At 71.5% G+C, this 18,216-nt stretch carries 19 protein-coding genes; 9 read left to right on the top strand and 10 right to left on the bottom strand.

Annotated features, from left to right (window positions below):
• Positions 1–179: 179 nt before the first annotated feature.
• The 3 genes from AB0B85_RS22625 to AB0B85_RS22615 are packed head-to-tail and all read right to left on the bottom strand — an operon-like array spanning position 180 to position 1,718.
• On the bottom strand, positions 180–746 hold the full coding sequence (locus tag AB0B85_RS22625) for a helix-turn-helix domain-containing protein (protein WP_357410341.1): 567 nt from the start codon (positions 744–746) through the stop codon (positions 180–182).
• Positions 747–750: 4 nt separating this feature from the next.
• Positions 751–1,311, bottom strand: a complete 561-nt coding sequence (locus AB0B85_RS22620) for a hypothetical protein (protein ID WP_357410340.1) — start codon at positions 1,309–1,311, stop codon at positions 751–753.
• Positions 1,312–1,358: 47 nt separating this feature from the next.
• Positions 1,359–1,718 carry a hypothetical protein gene (locus tag AB0B85_RS22615; protein ID WP_357410338.1) on the bottom strand — a complete coding sequence of 120 codons (360 nt, stop codon included), beginning with the start codon at positions 1,716–1,718 and terminating at the stop codon, positions 1,359–1,361.
• 222 nt (positions 1,719–1,940) lie between these two features.
• On the opposite strand from AB0B85_RS22615, the gene AB0B85_RS22610 reads away from it, so the two are divergent.
• Complete coding sequence (locus tag AB0B85_RS22610) at positions 1,941–2,918, top strand: aldo/keto reductase (protein WP_357410336.1); 978 nt, start codon at positions 1,941–1,943, stop codon at positions 2,916–2,918.
• Positions 2,919–2,940: 22 nt separating this feature from the next.
• On the opposite strand, the gene AB0B85_RS22605 is transcribed toward AB0B85_RS22610, so the two are convergent.
• From AB0B85_RS22605 to AB0B85_RS22595, 3 genes are read right to left on the bottom strand one after another with little or no spacing between them, the layout of a single operon-like run.
• Positions 2,941–3,684 (bottom strand): DUF2071 domain-containing protein, encoded by a 744-nt coding sequence (locus tag AB0B85_RS22605; protein ID WP_357410334.1) that lies wholly within the window; start codon positions 3,682–3,684, stop codon positions 2,941–2,943.
• Between the two features lie 37 nt (positions 3,685–3,721).
• The gene (locus AB0B85_RS22600; protein ID WP_357410332.1) at positions 3,722–4,876 is read right to left on the bottom strand and encodes a winged helix DNA-binding domain-containing protein; all 1,155 of its coding nucleotides are present in this window, start codon (positions 4,874–4,876) and stop codon (positions 3,722–3,724) included.
• The gene (locus AB0B85_RS22595; RefSeq protein ID WP_357410330.1) at positions 4,873–5,091 is read right to left on the bottom strand and encodes an epoxide hydrolase N-terminal domain-containing protein; all 219 of its coding nucleotides are present in this window, start codon (positions 5,089–5,091) and stop codon (positions 4,873–4,875) included. The genes AB0B85_RS22600 and AB0B85_RS22595 overlap by 4 nt, the downstream gene beginning before the upstream one ends.
• Before the next feature lie 277 nt (positions 5,092–5,368).
• On the opposite strand from AB0B85_RS22595, the gene AB0B85_RS22590 reads away from it, so the two are divergent.
• The 3 genes from AB0B85_RS22590 to AB0B85_RS22580 all read left to right on the top strand — a co-directional run bounded on the left by AB0B85_RS22590 (position 5,369) and on the right by AB0B85_RS22580 (position 7,873).
• Positions 5,369–6,292: a sigma-70 family RNA polymerase sigma factor gene (locus tag AB0B85_RS22590; RefSeq protein ID WP_357410328.1), complete on the top strand. Its 924-nt coding sequence runs from the start codon at positions 5,369–5,371 to the stop codon at positions 6,290–6,292.
• A 113-nt stretch (positions 6,293–6,405) separates the two neighbouring features.
• Positions 6,406–7,290: an alpha/beta hydrolase gene (locus AB0B85_RS22585; RefSeq protein WP_357410326.1), complete on the top strand. Its 885-nt coding sequence runs from the start codon at positions 6,406–6,408 to the stop codon at positions 7,288–7,290.
• 121 nt (positions 7,291–7,411) lie between these two features.
• Positions 7,412–7,873, top strand: coding sequence for a DUF5709 domain-containing protein (locus AB0B85_RS22580; protein ID WP_357410324.1), 462 nt, complete (start codon positions 7,412–7,414; stop codon positions 7,871–7,873).
• A 54-nt stretch (positions 7,874–7,927) separates the two neighbouring features.
• Here AB0B85_RS22580 and AB0B85_RS22575 read toward each other — a convergent pair whose 3' ends face one another.
• The 3 genes from AB0B85_RS22575 to AB0B85_RS22565 form a co-directional block, all read right to left on the bottom strand.
• Positions 7,928–9,508, bottom strand: a complete 1,581-nt coding sequence (locus tag AB0B85_RS22575; protein WP_357410322.1) for a DHA2 family efflux MFS transporter permease subunit — start codon at positions 9,506–9,508, stop codon at positions 7,928–7,930.
• Positions 9,509–10,186: 678 nt separating this feature from the next.
• Positions 10,187–11,437: a DUF222 domain-containing protein gene (locus tag AB0B85_RS22570; RefSeq protein WP_357410320.1), complete on the bottom strand. Its 1,251-nt coding sequence runs from the start codon at positions 11,435–11,437 to the stop codon at positions 10,187–10,189.
• A gap of 229 nt (positions 11,438–11,666) precedes the next feature.
• Positions 11,667–12,242 carry a DinB family protein gene (locus AB0B85_RS22565; protein ID WP_357410318.1) on the bottom strand — a complete coding sequence of 192 codons (576 nt, stop codon included), beginning with the start codon at positions 12,240–12,242 and terminating at the stop codon, positions 11,667–11,669.
• A 136-nt stretch (positions 12,243–12,378) separates the two neighbouring features.
• Here AB0B85_RS22565 and AB0B85_RS22560 point away from each other — a divergent pair, with 136 nt between their 5' ends.
• The 3 genes from AB0B85_RS22560 to AB0B85_RS22550 all read left to right on the top strand — a co-directional run bounded on the left by AB0B85_RS22560 (position 12,379) and on the right by AB0B85_RS22550 (position 15,189).
• Positions 12,379–12,522: a hypothetical protein gene (locus tag AB0B85_RS22560; protein ID WP_357410316.1), complete on the top strand. Its 144-nt coding sequence runs from the start codon at positions 12,379–12,381 to the stop codon at positions 12,520–12,522.
• A gap of 84 nt (positions 12,523–12,606) precedes the next feature.
• Positions 12,607–14,031, top strand: a complete 1,425-nt coding sequence (locus tag AB0B85_RS22555; protein ID WP_357410314.1) for an aldehyde dehydrogenase family protein — start codon at positions 12,607–12,609, stop codon at positions 14,029–14,031.
• Positions 14,032–14,355: 324 nt separating this feature from the next.
• Entirely contained in the window at positions 14,356–15,189 is an 834-nt protein-coding gene (locus AB0B85_RS22550; RefSeq protein WP_357410362.1) for a helix-turn-helix transcriptional regulator, read from the top strand.
• On the opposite strand, the gene AB0B85_RS22545 is transcribed toward AB0B85_RS22550, so the two are convergent.
• Positions 15,167–15,997, bottom strand: coding sequence for an AraC family transcriptional regulator (locus AB0B85_RS22545; protein WP_357410312.1), 831 nt, complete (start codon positions 15,995–15,997; stop codon positions 15,167–15,169). The genes AB0B85_RS22550 and AB0B85_RS22545 overlap by 23 nt on opposite strands.
• 49 nt (positions 15,998–16,046) lie before the next feature.
• On the opposite strand from AB0B85_RS22545, the gene AB0B85_RS22540 reads away from it, so the two are divergent.
• Both AB0B85_RS22540 and AB0B85_RS22535 read left to right on the top strand, forming a co-directional pair.
• Positions 16,047–16,469, top strand: coding sequence for a DUF2000 domain-containing protein (locus AB0B85_RS22540; RefSeq protein ID WP_357410310.1), 423 nt, complete (start codon positions 16,047–16,049; stop codon positions 16,467–16,469).
• A 95-nt stretch (positions 16,470–16,564) separates the two neighbouring features.
• A complete protein-coding gene (locus AB0B85_RS22535; protein ID WP_357410308.1) occupies positions 16,565–18,175 on the top strand; it encodes a ricin-type beta-trefoil lectin domain protein in 1,611 nt (536 codons plus the stop codon).
• Positions 18,176–18,216 lie beyond the last annotated feature (41 nt).

Raw genomic sequence — 18,216 nt, 5'->3', positions numbered from 1 at the left:
CCGCTTCGGTCGATCGACGGTGATGGCCTGGGGCGGGGCGGCGCCTGCGGCAGACAATATCGATCATTCGCTATGCGGTTCAAGGCGGCGCCGCTGATTTCTCGCTGGTCGTCGGACTCAGTGCGGCCCGTTGGTCACCACCCGCACCCACGCCGGTGATCCCCGGCCCTGCCCCGTGGTCAGGGGCGCAGCGCGTTGAGCACCAGGTCGGCGTACCGGCGCCACACCGCCGGATCGCGCTCGTCAAGCACTATGAGCTGCCGAACCGCTCCGCATACGAGGACCCTGATGTCCAGCTCCCCAGCGTCCAGGCGGATCTTGCCGGAGGACCGGGCCGCAGCCACCAGTTGCCCGATCAGACTCAGGATGTGCGCGGCGGGCACCAGCCGGCCCTCGAAGAACGCGTCGGCGAGCACCCGGTCGCGGGCGAGGCGTCCGAACAGGTCGGGCACGAAGGAACACCACTCCCGGTACGGGTCGGCGCCGTCGAGCGCGGCGCGGATGCGCTGCTCCAGCTCGTCGAACTGGCGGTGGACGACCGCGACGATCAGGTCGTCCTTGCTGGGGTAGCTCCGGTAGACCGTCGCACGGCCCACCCCGGCCCGGTCGGCGACCTGCGGCACCGTCACCTGGAGGCCCTGCTCGGCGAAGAGTTCCCGGGCGGCGGCGATGACCCGCTCGTGGTTGCGCCGGGCGTCCAGCCGGCGGTGGGGCCTGTCCGGGTCGCTCGGCGTTGGCGTGGTCACGGCCTCAGTCTGCCCGCTCGGTCTCCCCGGTCAGCAGCGGCTCGTCGCCGTACACGGTGGTGAGTTCGACGTTGAGCACCGTGGCCACCCGTCCGAACGACCAGTAGTAGCCGATCACCTGAAGCGCTTCGACGATCTCGCGCTCACTCAGGATGTGCCGCACCTGGTCGAAGACGTCGTCGGCAACGCGCGGCGACCGCACCACCTCGGCGGCGAACCGGATGAGCGTCCGGTCGTACGCCGAAAGGTCCGGGTTGTCGATGTCCCGGCCGCTGATGATCTGGCGGGTGCGCTGGCTGACGCCGACCGCCTCGGACATCGGACCGTGCTGGGCCGCCACGAACTCGCACCCGGCGTACTCGGCAACGGTCAGGATGACCAACTCCCGCGAGCGGGCGGGCAGTTCCAGCGCGGTGAACTGTGCCCTGGCCTGCTGGATGAACAGTTTCACGGTGCCGACCGAGTGGGTCAGCATCTTGACCATCGGGTCCGGCGGCAACGCGGACAGGAAGTCGCGGACGTCGGCTGGGACGACGTTCGGGTCGGGATCGTTGAGTCGGGGCATGGTGCTCTCCTGTGTTGTCGTCGAGCCTGTGTTGTCGTCGAGGTGGTTCAGGCGGGAAGGTCGAAACCCGTCTCACTGAGGTGGCGGAAGCGGCCGTCCTCGGCGTACGACCCGAAGATCGCGATCTCCCGCTTGGCGGTGGACCCGTCGGCCATGGTGATCTCGAAAACGTGTCGTTCGGCGTAGCGGGAACCCTCGCGCAGCTCGTCGAGGACGGTCACCGTGCCGCTGACGATCTGAGTGCGTGCCTGCGTCACCATCTCGGCGAATTCGGCCCGGTCAAGGGTCTTGCCGTCGCTGCGGTGGGTGTAGTCGGGGGCGTAGAACTGATCCAGCGCCTCGGTCAGGTCGCGCTTCGGATCGAAGGCCACCGCGAGCAGGGCGTCGCTGATCCGCACCGGATTCATGGGGCTCCTCTTTCTCACTGTCGGACAGATCCGGACTCATGAGTCCGCTTAGCCACCACCGTACCGGACCAGGTAGTCCGTTTCCAGTGAGAGTCGTCACCGAGCAGTTTCGGATCGACTGCCGCCTGCCGACCCCTTCGGCAGCACCGGCCCCGCCGGCCTCGGTGGTGCGCGACCCGAACCCGCCGCGCCAAGCGCCCGCAGTGGTCGTAGCGTGGGCACATGCGAACCACCACGCTGGGCAGCGCAGGCCCCGAGGTCGGCGTCATCGGCCTCGGCTGCATGGGCATGAGCCACGGCTACGACATCACCGGTCCCCGCGACGACGACACCTCGATCTCCGTCATCCGGCAGGCGCTGGACCTGGGCGCCACGCTTATCGACACGTCGGACGTGTACGGGCCGTACACGAATGAGGAGCTGGTCGGGCGGGCGCTGGCCGGCGGTCACCGCGAGCGTGCCGTCCTGGCCACGAAGGTCGGCCTGGTGGCCACCTCCACCACCGGCGGCCCCGGCAACTCCCCGACGATCGGCAACAACGGCCGGCCGGAGCACATCCGCGCCGCGATCGACGCCAGCCTGCGCCGGCTCGGCACCGACCACGTCGACCTCTACCAGCTGCACCGGGTCGACCCGGAGGTGCCCATCGAGGAGTCCTGGGGCGCGATGGCGGAGGTCGTCGCCGCGGGCAAGGCGCGGCAGATCGGGCTGTCCGAGGTGACGGTGGCCCAGATCGCACGGGCCCAGGCGGTACACCCGGTGGCGTCGGTGCAGTCCGAGCTGTCGCTGTGGACCCGCGACCCGCTGGCCGAGGTGCTGCCGTACTGCGCCGCGCAGGGCATCGCCTTCCTGCCGTTCTCCCCGCTCGGTCGCGGTTTCCTCGCCGGCCGGTTCACCTCGTTCGACGACCTGCCCGCCGACGACTTCCGCCGCGGCCTGCCGCGCTTCCAGCAGGACGCGCTGCGCGCCAACCTCGCCATCGTCGCCCGGGTCCGGGAGATCGCCGACCGGGCCGGGGCCAGCCCCGCGCAGGTCGCCCTGGCCTGGGTGGTCGCCCGGGGTGACCAGGTCATCCCGATCCCGGGCACCAAGACGCCGAAGTACCTGGTGGACAACTGCGCCGCCGCCGACGTGCGGCTCAGCGCCGAGGACCTGGCCGACCTGGACGCGTTGCCCGCACCGGAGGGCGGTCGCTACTGACGCCGCGCCGGCCCGGCACCGCTCAACCGGGCCGGCGCAGTGTCAGCGGTGGGCCGAACCTGACCGCGACGCCGGGCGAGTAGAGCACGCTCACCGGCGAGCCGAGCGGTGTCGGCACCCCGGCGGCGGCGACCAGCTCGTCGTCCAGGTGCAGCAGCTCGGCCCGGTGCAGCGGCCAGCGCGGATGCCAGTTCGGCAGGTGCAGGGTGCCCCCGTACGCCCGGGTGTGCAGCCCCCAGCGGGCGGTGAGGAAGTGCTCAAGGGGGGTCGGGTCGACGATCGGCTCCCCCACCCGCACCGCCATCCGGCTCGTCGTACCCGCCGGGCCCGGCCAGCGTCGCCGGCACCGGTAGCTGCGACGGTCGCCGTCGTGGTCCAACCGCATCGACGACCAGAGGTACGGCAGCCGCAGCGTCGCCCGCGCCACGAGCACCGGCACCAGGCGGGACGCGTCGAGCGAGCGGAACACCACGGCCCGCCGGCCGGTGTCGTCGACCGAGTAGAGCCGGACGTTGGTCTCGGCGAAGGTGCCGAAATACGGCACCCCCGGCCCCCGGCCGAAGCCCAGCCCGACCATCCGAAAACCGATAAGGCCGACGTAGCTGACCCCGTCCAGGGTGTCCGGACGGGTGCCGGCGGGTAGCAGCGGCGCGACGGTCTCCGGGGCGACGGGCCAGTGCAGGAAGGTGAGGTCCTCCCAGCGCTGCCGCAGGAGCGCCCAGGGGAATGCCTGCCGGGGCGCGTGGTCGACCGGTTCGGGGTGCACCCCCTCATCCTGGCTCAGCCGGTGCGTCGGCGTGGTCTCAGGCGTGCGGGCCGACACTGATGGTGCCGATGGTCAGCGACGCCGCACCCTCGAGGATCTCGCCGACCCGTTCGACCTCCTCCCCCAGCGCCCGTTGCCGGGCGGCGTCGAGCGCCCGCAACGGCTCGACGGTGACCCGGATGGAGCGGCCGGAGCGGCGTTGGTGCCACACTCCGGCGACCACCCCGTCCACCAACAGCACCGGATAGTTACCGGCCTGACCGTTGGCGAGCGCCCGGTGGGCGGCGGCACCGGGGAAGAGCCGCTCGCGCGGGTGGCAGCCGACCACGTACGCGTCGAAGTAGGGCAGCAGCCGCAAGCCGGACGGCCGGTCGGGGAACTCGGTGTCCTCGGCGGACACCCAGGCCCGGCTGCCCTCCACCGTCACCTCGGTCAGATCGGCCGAGTCGAACAGCCACGTCGCCCACTCCGGCGCCACCCCCAACCACCTGGCGAACTGCCTCGGAGTGGCCGGCCCGTACGCGTACAGGTAGCCGCGGACGAGTCCGGCCAGGGCGGCGCGACCGGGCATCGGCGCGAAGTCGGGCAGCCACCGGGTCGGGCTGGTGTACGTGGTGGCCCGACCGCGATTCGCGCCGAAGCAGACCACTCCGGCCCGGGTGGCGGCGGGCATCGCGGCGACCCACCGGGGCCAGGTGTCCTGGAACGCCTCCACGACCAGGTCGCCCGCCCACGGGCCGGTACGGGCGACGACCTCCTCGGTCAGCTCGGCGGTGGTCAGGTCCGCCTCGGCGACCGCGTCGGCGATGGCCGCGAGGACCTGCTCGGTCTGCCGGGGCGTCAGCAGGACCACACTGCGCTCCCACGGCGGGGCCGGCATCGCGGACAGCGCACCGACCCACATCGGCAGGTCCGCCGCGGCGAGCAGGTGCACCGTCCCGCGCGGCCCCCGGGTCTTGACCACTGTGCGGTCCGTCCACAGTGACCGGCGGACCAGGGCGCGGGTCGCGCCCGGCAGCCGCAGTCCGATGGACAGCTCGGCGGCCGAGGCGATCTGGGCGTGCGCGCCGCACATCGCCGACACCACGTCCGCGACGCGCCCGGCGTCCGGTGCCGTCCGCGCCGTCGACGGGGAGAGCCGGTGCCGCTGTAGACGTCGGGCGGCCACCTGAGCCCAGTCCAGCTCGATCATCGCAGCTGCCCGAAGAACGCGCGGATGTCCGCGGCGTGCGCCAGCGGCTCGTCCATCGCCACGAAGTGGCTGCCCGGGTTGCCCTGCGGCCAGTCCACCGGCACCCCGCGGCTCCAGCCGGTGCCGGGCAACGAGCGGGTCCACCGGGTGCGGGCGAGCTGGTCACGCAGGTCGTCGGGGTCCACCTGGGGGATGTCCACGCGAAAGGGTGTCATGCCGAAAACGCTACGGCCCATATAGGACAGGTTCTGGCACACATCGCTGGCATTCTGGGAGCCAGGTCCGACGCCCCCGGCCCGACTGCTGGGCCTGCTGTCGCTGTTGCAGACGCCCCGCGCGTGGCCCCTGCGGCAGATCGGCCTTCGAGCCACCCGCGCCGCCGGCCCTTGCGCAGCGTAGGACGGCCGACCGGCGGGCCATCGAGCCGCCGGCCCGCCGTACGCTTGATGGGGCGCAAGACGGTGAAAAAGACCTTTCGGGGAGGAACTGGGCGTGACGCAGAGCGACGTGGAGCTGGTCGTGCTCGCGCAGGCGGGAGACGCGGCAGCGCTCGGGGCGCTACTGGCCCGGCACGAGGCCGGGATGCGGGCCGTCGCGTTGAGCGTCCTCGGTTACGGGCCGGACGCCGAGGACGCGGTGCAGGACACCATGGTCGTCGCTCTGCGGCGTATCGGCGAGGTGCGCGACCCGAGCGCCGTCGGCAGCTGGTTGCGGGCCATCGTCCGCAACAACAGCCGGATGGCGCTGCGGGGCCCGAAAGCGGTCCCGGTCGCCGAACCCGAGTGGTTCACCCGCCCCGCCGACACACCCACCCCCGAGGAGGCGCTGGACCGGGCGGCGACGCGCGACTGGGTGTGGCACTCCATCGGGCAGCTGTCCGAGCCTGACCGGCTCGTCACCCTGCTGCGGTACTTCAGCGACGCGTCCTCGTACGAGCAGATCGCGGCCGTGTGTGGCGTGCCGGTCGGCACCGTCCGCAGCCGCCTCAGCCACGCCCGCCGTGCGCTCGCCGGTGGCCTCCGGACGGCGGCGAGCGCGGCGCACCCGGACGTCGCCGCCGCGAACGACTCGCGCTGGCGGGAGGGCCGCGACATGATCACCACGGCGATGAGCGGCGACTTCGACCGGGTGGTCCGCGACAGCTGGTGGCCGGACGCCGAGATGATCGTGCCGGGCGGCCCGCGCGGCGGCCGTGACCTGGCGATCAACGGCATGAACGGTGATTTGTCCGCCGGAGTACGTCAGCGGCTGCGCAACGTCGTGGCCAGTGGCGACGTGCTGATCTGGGAGACCGACCTGATCAGCCCACCCGACGACCCGGAGCACTGCCCGCCGGCGGCACTGTGGTTGCAGGTGCTGCGCGAGGGCCGCGTACGCCAACTCACCCTCTTCCACCCCATCCCGGCGCTTGTCTGAAAAACCTCTCCGACCGGAGCGAACTTTTCCGTCCACCCCCGCATCTGGTCCGCGTCATGCACCAGTTGCCGCGCCGGCAGCCGCCGCGCGGGTCTCGGATCGGGAGATAGTTCATGGGTTCCACAAGCCACGACGTCAGCGCCCTCACACCGGGCGCGCACACCTTCACCGTCGACGGCGTCCGGCAGGTCTACCACGTCGCCGGCACCGGCCCGGTCTGCGTGGCGCACTCCGGCGGCCCCGGCATCGAGTGGGCCTACCTGCGCACGCCGAGCCTGGAAGAGCACTTCACGATGGTGTACGTCGAGCCGGTCGGCACCGGTGCCGCCGGACGACTCGATGATCCCAGTGAGTACCGTCTCGACACCTATGTCCGGTTCCTCGATGCCGTCGTCGAGCACCTCGGCGCACCCCGGGTGTACCTGCTCGGACACTCGCACGGCGGCTTCGTCGTCCAGCGGTACGCGCTCGCCCACCCGGACCGGGTCGCCGGTCTCGCCCTGTACGACACCTCACCGGTCACCGGCGCCGAGTTCTGGGCCGAGGCGATGGCCGGTCTTGCCGCGTACCCGCAGCGGCACCCGGACCGGCCGGAGGCGGCGGCCGTCCCGGCGGCCTTCGGTCAGATCGGCGCAGCGACGGACGACGAGTCGTTGGCGGCCGCCCTGCGCGCCGCCCTGCCGGTGTACTTCGCGGACTTCTGGGGCCGACAGGACGAGTTCGTCCCGTTCCAGGCCGCCGTCCGGATCTCCTCGGCACCGGCCGGCGCGCAGGACCCCACGCCCTTCGACGTGCGGGAGAACCTGGCGGAGATCACCGTGCCCGTCGTGGTGATCGTCGGGGCGTACGACTTCATCTGCGGCCCGCGCTGGGCCGAGCAGTTGCACGCGGGCCTCAAGGACTCGCGGCTGGTGCTGCTGGAGCGGAGCGGGCACTTCGCCCACATCGAGCAGCCGGCGGAGTTCACCGAAGCCGTGGTGGGGCTGCTCACACGCTGACCGGCACGCCCGGCCGTACCGCCGGGGTCGGTTCGTCACAGCGGGCGGGCCTCGGCGTGCGGATGCGTTGCACGGTCATAGGCTGGGCACTTTGGTGCACCGTGACGAAGAGGAGACCGCCGTGAGCCAGACCGAGCGGATGGATTCCGTCGACGAGTGGAACGTGGCCGAGGACGACGGCGTCCTGGACGCCTCCGACACCCTCGACGACGACCGGGTCGGCGACCCCCTCGACACCGGCATCGTGGCCGAGGACCACTGGACCGCGGCCAACCGGTTCGGCACCACACCCGCCGAGGAGCGGGCCGGTGAGTCCCTGGCGCAGCACCTCGCCCAGGAGGTGCCGGATGTCGACCCGTACGCCGAGGGCGGCGACGACGAGGACGAGCTGACCCGCCGGGGGTACGAGAGTGAGGCCCGCGCGGGCCGTCTCGTCGCCTACGACGAGGGTGTCCGCGAGGACGACGAGGCCGAGTCGGTGGCCTGGGACGCCGGCATCGACGCCGGCGCGGCCAGCGCGGAGGAGGCCGCGATCCACGTGGTCGAGGACCCGGACGGGCCCGGCGACGGTCCGTTGCGCTGACGCCGTAGTCGCCGCGCTCAGCACCGCATCGGGTACTGAGCGCGGCGGCGTCGGTCAGTGGATGACGACGGGCGTGCGCACCTGCTCGGCCTGCGGGTCGTCGAGCTGCGCCGGCTGACGTCGGCGCGGCAGCAGCGCCGCCGGGATGAAGGTGAGCACGACAAGCGCGAACGCCACCCAGAACGTACTGGCGAACGACTTGGCGGCGAAGTCCAGGCCACGCTCGATGATCGACGGGTCGACCGGCATCTGCTGGAGCAGCTCCGGCCGCTGCTGGGAGGCGATGGCCAGCCCGGCCTCGGTGATCGGCTTGCCGCTCTCGTCCACCAGGCCGGGGATCGGCCGTGAGCCGTTCAGCTCGTTGGTGAGGATCACCGACATCACGGCGGCGCCGACCGAGCCGCCGATCTGCTGGAGGATGTTGACAAGCGTCGAGCCGCGCGCCACCTCCTGAGCCTGCAACGTCCGCAGCGCCGACGTCATGATCGGCATCATGGTGCCGCCCATGCCCAGGCCCATCACGAACAGCGACCCGCAGAGCAGCACGTACGAGGTCTGCGGGTCGACCTGGGTGAAGCCGAAGAACCCGACGACGATGAGCGCCAGCGCGAACGGGACGGTCCGCCCGATCGGCACCCGGTCGGCCAACGTGCCGGCGATCGGCATGGTGATCATCGCGCCGATGCCCTGCGGGGCCATCAGCAGACCGGCGGTCAGCGTCGTCTCGCCGCGCACCTGGAGGAAGTAGCTCGGGAACAGCAGGCCGGCGCCCATGAACGCGATGATGAACACGAACAGCGTCAGCGACGCGATGGTCAGGCTGCGGTTGCGGAACAGGCGCAGGTCGAGCAGCGGGTGCCGGGGCTTGAACGAGTAGAGCACGAACGCCACCACGAGCGCGCCACCGACGAGCATCGGGGCCCACACCTTGGCCTCGGCGAAGGTGCCGGCCTCCGGCAGCGACGAGACGCCGTAGAGGAAGAGCGCCAGGCCCGGCGAGAGCATGAGCATGCCGAGGAAGTCGAACGACTCCGACGGCTCGGGGGCGTCCTTCGGCAGGGCGAACTGCGCGTAGATCAGGGCGATGACGCCGATCGGCAGGTTGATCAGGAAGATCCAGTGCCAGCTCGCGGTGTCGATGAGCCAACCACCGAGGATCGGCCCGCCGATCGGCCCGAGCAGCATCGGGATGCCGAGGACGGCCATCAGTCGGCCGATCCGGTGCGGGCCTGCCGCGCGGGTCATGATGGTCATGCCCAGCGGCATGAGCATGCCGCCGCCGAGGCCCTGGAGCACCCGGTAGCCGATCAGCTCGCCGATCGTGTCGGCGGTGGCGCAGAGCCCCGATCCGATGGTGAACAGGGCCAGCGCCACCATGTAGAGGCGTTTGGTGCCGAACCGGTCGGCCGCCCAGCCACTGAGCGGGATCACTGTGGCGAGCGCGAGGGTGTAGGCGGTCATCGTCCACGCCACGCGGGCGTACGACGCGTCGAACTCGCTCTGGAAGGTGGGCAGCGCCACGCTGACCACCGTCACGTCGAGGATCGACATGATCGCGCCGAGGACGACGACGCCGGCCACCTTGAGCACCGCGGCGTCGAGTTTGTCCGATGTCGCGACGGATTGCTGTGTCACAAACTCTCCTGAAGTCGATTGAGCCGGCCAGTGGTGGGCGGTGGCGGCGATGCCGCGCCGACCAGGCGCGGGGCGCGACGTGCCAGGACGACGACGCGCGCAGGAAGAGTATCGGTCGGGTACGACCGTTCGCCGCCGGATTTACGCTCGTCCGGGCGTCGCATCCGAACGGCCGTACGACTGTGACCGGTCGTCGGGGTGGCGATCGGCCGGCCGAACCGTGATCAAGTGGTCACCGGAGTGGGCCACCTGATCCGCCTGGCCAGCCCTGCTGATCAGCCGGCCTGTCGAACGCGACCAGCCGGGAAGCCGCACGTAGGCTCCCGTCCCTGCGTCCCTGCGTCCCTGCGTCCCTGCGCCCCTGCGTCCCTGCGCCCCTGCGTCCCTGCGCCCCTGCGCCCCTGCGTCCCTGCGCCCCTGCGCCTCAGGGCCTCAGGGCTTCAGGTAGCTGAACAGGGCGCGGCGCGCCGAGACCTGTCCTTGCCGCGCCGTGCTGCGTGGCACAGGGCCATCGCCGTCGTGGCCGCGCGCCTCTCACCGCCCCGGTGACCAAGCAGGCGCAGGCGCACGCCGGTCCTGGCCGCGCACCTCTCACCGCCCGCGGTGACCGCGAGGAATTGGGGCGTGCTGGGCTGGCCACTCGATCGGCCCGCCAACAGAGGATCGTGCTGGTGGTGCTCACGTCCGTCGGTGGTAGTGGTTGCGACGAGGGAGCTGTTCGGGGTCGAGCCAGGCCGGTGGCACGAACTCGGGGTTGCCGTCGCCTGCCAGTCGCACGGTCCAGTCGCTGTGGTGCAGGTGCCGGTGGTGGTGGCCGCAGAGCAGGACGGCGTTGGTGAGGCTGGTGGTGCCGCCGTCGGCCCAGTGGTGGATGTGGTGGGCGTCGCACCAACGCGGTGGGCGGTCGCAGCCCGGGAAGGCGCAGCCGCGGTCCCGCAGCACCAGGGCTCGCCGGAGCGGGCCGGTGATGAGGCGGCGTTGTCGGCCGAGGTCGAGTGGTTGGCCGGCGCCGCCGAGGACGGCGGGGAGAATGGCAGCGTCGCAGGCGAGGTGGCGCACGGCCTCGGGGGTGAGGTGCAGGCCGGTGTCGAGGGTTCCGCCGCCCAGTTTCCCGGTCAACCCGTCAAAGCTGGTGGTGACGACGATCTGGGCGGGATCACCGCCGTTTTCGGGCAACTCGCCGGTGCGCAGGGCGAGGCGGCACACGTCGCCGAGGGCGTCGTGCCGGCGTTGCCCAGGAGAGCGCTGGTCGTCAGGGTCCGAGGGTGCGCCGAGTGGGTCGATGGCGGCACGGAGCAGCCCGGCGGTCTCGGTGTCGAGGATGCCGGTGAGGCGCAGGCGGCCGTCGGTAAGGGTGGAGAGGGTGAGGTGGCGGTCGCGGGTGGCGCGGCGGGCTTCGGCGTCGAGGGCGGCTCTGGCGACACCGTCGGCGATGTCTGGTGCGACGTGGTCGAGGATGCGGGTGCTGAGTTTGCGGAGGAGGGTGGGATCGAACTGCCCGGCCCACTCGACGAGCATTCCGAGAGCTTTGTCGGCGACCTCGGGACCGGCGGCGGTCTGCACACTGTCGACCGAGTCGGCGATGACCCGGGCCTGGTCGACGGTGATGCAGCCACCAGCCAGTGCGTGGCGTACCCCAGGGTTGCCGTTTTCCAGGACGGTGGCGAGGTCGACGAGGCGGCGGGCGGCCGGGACGGTGAGTCGCAACCGTTCGCGCAGCCAGACAGCGGTGGAGGAGGCGCCCCGCGTGGTAGCGGTGCGTCGGCCGTCGAGCTCGCGGATCACTGCCAGCTTCACCGCAGCGAGACGCTGCTCGATGCGGTGTGTGGTGTCGAGCGCGGCGATCAGCTCGTCCTCGGGCCGGGCCCAGGTGGCCGCATCGACGCAGGCCGCGACCGCGTCCTCTGCCTGCGTCAACTCCTCGACCATGACCCGAATCTAGAACACCTGTACGACATTTTCGATCATCATGATCGATCCATGGCGGGCCGCTGGCGACCAGAGAGTCCCGCCGTCGTAAGCCTGCTGACCGCTGCAGGATGCCGCCCGTGGCCCCCGGTCGTGGGACAAGGACGGGCCGCAGCGGGGACCCTGCGGTGGCGCGACCTGGACGCCCGCTGCGGGCCGCCATCGTCCGACCGCCATGACCGACAGAGACCTAGTTGCTGCGCGTGCTGGCGTCGAGGGCGGCCTGCTCCACTCGCTGGCGGTAGTCCAGCCACCATGACTCGTCCACCGGGGGCAGGTTGTCGTTATTGGAGAGCAACCCGGCCGTACCGTCGATGAGTTCGCGCACGATGTCAGCGTGGCCGGCGTGCCGTTGGGTTTCCGCGATGACGTGGACCAGGACATGGTGCAACGTGACTGCTGACTCGCCCCACCACGGCACGCGGCCGACCTCATGCAGTGCAAGGGCTTCGATTGTCGTGTCGGCGTGGGCGATCGCGCGCCGGTACAGTCCGACGATCTCCTCGCGGGTCTCGTCCGCGCTCGCCCACAGGTCGGCGTTGGGCTCCGCCCCGTCGCCGAGCCACGGCAGCTCCTGCTCGAACCGTCGGCCGAACACGACGCCGAAGTAGAGGATCTCCATGGCGGCCGAGTGCTTCACCAGACCGAGCAGGTTGGTAGCGGTCGGGGTCAACGGACGCCGGATGTCGTATTCGCCGAGCCCGTCCAGCTTCCACAGCAGCGAGTCGCGGCCGCCCTTCAGGTAACTGTGCAGGTCTGCCTTCATCGCCGCACTATGGCATCCGGTCCGGTGTCGGCGCCGCCCCGGAACATCCACAAAGCTCGTTGGAGTACCAGAAGTCGTTGCCGCGCACGCGGCGCTGACCCACGCCGGCGACCTGGCGGCCGGTGAGCAGGTTGCCGTGCTCGGCGCCGGTGGTGTGGTCGCACGCCTCGGCGGCCGGCTCAGCGTCGACAACGAGATCGTGCCGTTCGCCGCGGTCACGGACGCCTGGGCCCGGCAGGACGCCGCCCCCGCCGCCGGTCGCACCGTCCTCACGCTCTGACCCGCCCCGAGCCGAGCCAGGGATCGCGAAACCGTGGATAAAGCGCACCTGGTTGGGGTTCCGGGCCGGTGCGACGGTCGGTGCATGACACCTTCCGCGTACACCGTCACCGGCCACTGGATCGGTGGCGAGACAGTCGCCGGCTCGGCCGGCACCCTTCCCGTCGTGAACCCGGCGACCGGCGAGGTCGTCGCCAAGACCCCGGCCGGCACCGCCGCCGACGTCGACCGCGCCGTCGTCGCGGCCCGGGCCGCCTTCCCCGCGTGGGCGGGGACCACGCCCCGGCATCGGGCGGACGTGCTGCGTCGCCTCGGTGCCGGCCTCGGCGTCCGGCAGGAGGAGATCGCCCAGGCGATCACCGCCGAGATGGGCTCGCCGATCGGCATGTCCCGCACCGCCCAGGTCGCCTTCCCGGCCGCTGTGGTCGAGTCCGTCGTCGCTCTGGCCGACGACTTCGCCTGGACCGAGGAGGTCGGCAACTCGCTGATCGTCCGCGAGCCGATCGGCGTCGTCGGCGCGATCACTCCGTGGAACTTCCCGTTGCAGCAGATCGTCTCCAAGGTGGCGCCGGCGCTGCTCGCGGGCAACACGATCGTCTTCAAGCCCTCCGAGAACGCCCCGCTGACCGCACGGATCCTCGCCGAGGTCGCCGCCGACGCGGGCGTCCCGGCGGGAGTGCTCAACGTCGTGTACGGCACCGGCGCGGTCGTCGGCGAGGCCATCTCCGCCCACCCGGACATCGACATGATCTCCTTCACCGGGTCGACCCGGGCCGGCAAGCGCATCGGCGCGGTGGCTGCGGAGACCGTCAAGCGGGTCGCGCTGGAGCTGGGCGGCAAGGGCGCGAACATCATCCTGGACGACGCGGACCTGCCCGAGGCGGTCACCCGTGGACTGATGATGGCGTTCAGCAACGGCGGTCAGGTCTGCGGCGCGTGGCCGCGGATGCTGGTGCCCGCCTCCCGCCAGGACGAGGTAGTGGCACTGGCCGTCGAGGCGGCGGGGCAGTACACAGTCGGTGACCCGACCGACGAGGCCACCCGGATCGGCCCGATGGCGTCCGAGGCGCACCGGGAGAAGGTCGTCGGCTACATCGATCGGGGCATCGCCGACGGCGCCCGGCTCGTCTTCGGCGGCCCGGACCGACCCGCGGGCCTGGCGACCGGCGCCTACGTCCAGCCGACGATCTTCGCCGACGTCGACCCGACCTCCGCGATCGCCCAGGAGGAGATCTTCGGGCCGGTGCTCACGATCATCCCGTACGGCGACGAGGACGAGGCCGTGGCAATCGCCAACGGCACGCCGTACGGCCTGACCAGCGGTGTCTTCGGCGAGCCGGAGCACGCTCTGGCTGTCGCCCGGCGGCTGCGGGTGGGGCAGGTCGACGTGAACGCCGGGCACTGGAACCCGTTCGCTCCGTTCGGCGGTTACAAGCAGTCCGGCAACGGCCGCGAGTTCGGCCGCTTCGGCCTTGAGGAGTTCCTGGAGACCACGTCCATCCAGCGCTGACCGGGCTGTCGGCCCAGTATTCGGTCAAAGCCTCCCGCCGGCTGGGAAAGCGGGGATGATCGACTCGGGTTCCGTGAAGTCCGGGGTATCAACATGGCCGCGACACCGCCGTTTCAGCAAACCCGTGTTGATCTCGCCCGCCAGCCCGCCAGCCTGCCGGCCCGCCGGCCCCGCCGGCCCGCCGGCCCGCCGGCCCCGCCAGCCCGCTGACCCGCCGGCCCCAGGATCCTGTGCGATCTTGGGGCCGGCGGAACACCGTCCCCGGGCTCGCCTGTTGCAGTGAACAGGCCGGCCCCCGGCCGGCACGCAGTGATCGGAGACACCGTGGACCGCGCCCAACTGGCCAGCTTCCTGCGCACCCGACGGGAGGCGTTGCAACCCGAGGACGTGGGGTTGCCCCGTGGGCCGCGTCGACGCACCGGTGGGCTGCGACGCGAGGAAGTCGCCGCGTTGAGCGGTATGTCCACCGACTACTACAGCCGGTTGGAGCAGCAGCGCGGCCCGCACCCGTCGGAGCAGATGCTCGCCGCGCTGGCCCGTGGCCTGCGGCTTTCGCTTGCCGAACGGGACCACCTGTTCCGGCTCGCCGGGCACGCCGTCCCGCACCGCACCGTCCGGGCCGACCACGTCAACCCCGGCATGATGCGGATCCTCGACCGGATGCAGGACACCCCCGCCCAGGTGGTGAACCACCTCGGCGAGACCCTGGCGCAGACCGCGCCGGCCGTCGCCCTGCTCGGTGACGAGACCCGGTACACCGGTCTGGCCCGCAGCGCCCACCACCGCTGGTTCACCGACCCGGCGGTCCGGCGGTTGCACCCGGCGGAGGACCACGACACGCAGAGCCGCCTGCTCGTCGGGCACCTGCACGCGTCGTACACCCGGGACGGGCGCGGCTCGCGGGCCGCGACGCTCGTCGACGACCTGCTGGCCAGGAGTCCGGAGTTCGTGAAGCTGTGGCGGGAACACCCGGTGCCGGCCGGCTACTGCCCGGCGAAGCACTTCCTGCACCCGGAGGTCGGGGCGTTGGAGCTGCACTGCCAGACGCTTGTGGACCCGGACCAGTCCCAGACGCTGCTGGTCTTCACCGCCGTGCCCGGCTCGGCCAGCGACGAGAAGCTGCGGCTGCTCTCCGTCATCGGGGCCCAGCAGGTCTGATCCCCGAAGGAACGCCGAGGTAGCGGGCCGGGCTGACGCCCAGGTACCGCCGGAAGTGGCGGCTCAGGTGCGCCTGGTCGAAGAAGCCGGCCGCGCTCGCGACGTCGGCGGGCCGCTGCCCGGCGAGGAGCAGCCGACGGGCCACCTCCACGCGCCGACCGGTCAGGTACGAGTGCGGTGGCACCCCGTGCGCCGTGGTGAACGTCCGGACCAGGTGGGTCGGGTGGGCGTGCAGCAGCGCGGCGGCCTCGCGCAACGTGACGCCCTCGACGGTCCGGGCGTCCAGCAGCTCCCGGAGGCGGACAGCGAGACCGTGGGCGGGCGGTGCGACGTCGACCGGGGCTCGGCGGCGGAGCCGCGTGTGCAGCCGGTCCAGGATCAGCGCGAGCCGCCCCTCGGCCTCGAACTCGTCGCCGGGTGCGGCGAGCACCCGGTGCAGGTGGTGGATCCGGTCGCGTAGCTGCGGGTCGGACATGCCCGGCTCGTCGACCGCCCGGCCGACCAGTTCCGCGTCGAGCGCCGAGGTGTCGAGGTACAGGACCCGCTTGCGGAAACCGTCGGCGGTGGCGGCACGGCCGTCGTGCGGCACGTGCGGCGGCAGCAGGGTGACCGAGGTCCGCAACGCGCCGTGCCGGTGCCGGTCCAGGTCGAAACGGACCGCGCCGTCGTCGACGATCAGCAGCGTCCAGACGTCGTGGATGTGCCGGGGGTAGACGTGGTCGACGAAACGGGCGTGGAAGACCTCGGCGACCCCGGCCACCGCGGGTCGCCAGGCGCTGACGTGCGAGCCCGCCGGGCGGGTGGTCACGCTAAGAACGTACAAGACCCATCGGCGGTACGCGGGCAGGCTCGACGCCATGACCGAACCGATCCGATTTCCCACCAAGATTGCCGTGCTGCTCCGCGACGACCTGGTGAGTTGGCAGCGCCTGAACGTCACCGCGTTCCTGGTCAGCGGCATCGCCCACGCCGTACCGGAACTCCTGGGCGAGGAGTACCGCGACGCGGACGGCACCCGGTACCTGCCGATGTTCGGCCAGCCGGTGCTGGTCTTCGTCGGCGATCGGGCCGCGCTGGTCGGTGCGCACTCGCGTGCGCTCACCCGCGGGCTGCGTCTGTCCATCTTCACTGCAGATCTGTTCGCCACCGGCAACGACCGGGACAACCGCGCCGCCGTGCAGGCTGTCGGTCGGGAGAAACTCGACCTGGTGGGCCTGGCGCTGCACGCGCCCCGCAACGTGGTGGACAAGGTGCTCAAGGGCGCGTCGATGCACCCGTAACGGCATCCGTGGCGACGAAGACATTGATATCGGTGTGTATGGCTGTAATGATTAACACACTTTACAGATGTTTCGCCGCCCGGAAGGACCTCCACATGGCGCGACGATTGGCCGGGCTCGTGCCCCGCCGCCCCCGCATCAGACCGACCTCCGCGCTGGCCGCGGCCCTGCTCGCCGTACCGATCGGCCTGGTCGTCGGCGCGTCGCCCGCTACGGCGGCCGCGACCGGCGCCATCACCGGCTACGGCGGCAAGTGCGTCGACGTGGCCGCCGCCAACCCGGCAAACAGCACACCGGTCCAGCTCTACACCTGCAACGGCTCCACCGCGCAACAGTGGACGGTCGGCGACGACGGCACGATCCGGGCGCTGGGCAAGTGCCTCGACATCGCTGCCGCCAGCACCGCCAACGGCGCCCGGGTGCAGATCTACGACTGCAACGGCACCGGGGCGCAACAGTGGGCGGCCACCGCCGGCCAACTGGTGAACCCCACCTCCGGCAAGTGCCTCGACGCCACCGGCCAGAGCTCTGCCGACGGCACCCCGCTCCAGATCTGGAGCTGCACCGGCACCGCCAACCAGGCCTGGACGCTGCCGACCGGCGGCACCACACCACCGCCGTCGAGTGGCTTCACCCACCCCGGCGTGCTGGTCAGCCGGGGGCAACTCGACTTCGTCAGGGGCCGGGTGCAGGCCGGAGCGCAGCCGTGGGCGTCGGCCTACAGCCAGATGATGGGCAGCCGGTACGCCTCGCTGTCCCGCACCCCGGCGCCCCGTTCGGTGGTCGAGTGCGGGTCCTACTCCAACCCCAACAACGGCTGCACCGACGAGCGGGAGGACGCGATCGCCGCGTACACCGACGCGCTCGCCTGGTATCTCACCGGGGACTCCCGGTACGCGCAGAAGTCGATCCAGATCATGGACGCCTGGTCGGCCACGATCACCGCGCACACCGGCAGCAACGCCCCGCTGCAGACCGGCTGGGCCGCCTCGGTCTGGCCCCGGGCCGCCGAGATCATCAAGTACACGTACTCGAGCTGGCCCAACGCCAACCGGTTCGCCACCATGCTGCGCACCGTCTACCTGCCGGTGGTACGCAACGGTTCGAACAGCAACGGCAACTGGGAACTGACGATGATGGAGGCGGCCGTCGGCATCGCCGTCTTCCTGGAGGACCGCAGCGCCTACGACGCCGCGGTGACCCGCTTCCTCAACCGCACCCGGGCGTTCGTCTACCTGCCCAGCGACGGCGCGTTGCCGTACACGGTGCCCGGCAGCGGTCTGGACACCAGCTCGGAGATCATCGGCTACTGGCAGGGTCAGTCCACCTTCGTCGCCGGCCTCGCCCAGGAGACCTGCCGCGACTTCGTCCACACCGGGTACGGGATCTCCGCCATCTCGCACGTCGCGGAAACCTCGCGGATCCAGGGGCGGGATCTGTACCCGCAGGTCGGTGAGCGGCTGCGGCAGGCGCTTGGCTTCCATTCCCGCTACCAGCTCGGTGAGGCGCCGCCCTCCTGGCTCTGCGGCGGCAGCCTCACCCGGGGTCTCGGCCCGATCACCGAGGTCGGCTTCAATGCGATGAGCACCCGGCTGGGCAACGTCATGACCAACACCCAGACGCTCACCCAGCAACAACGCCCGGCGGGCAGCAACAACCTCTTCGTCGCCTGGGAGACGCTGACGCACGCCGCCAACCCGAACTGACAGTGCCACCACGGGTCGACGCCACGCTGCGGCGCCGACCC

The sequence above is a fragment of the Micromonospora sp. NPDC049044 genome (genome assembly GCF_040649215.1).
Classification (GTDB): Bacteria; Actinomycetota; Actinomycetes; order Mycobacteriales; family Micromonosporaceae; genus Micromonospora.
This window is presented reverse-complemented; position numbering and strand designations above follow the sequence as displayed.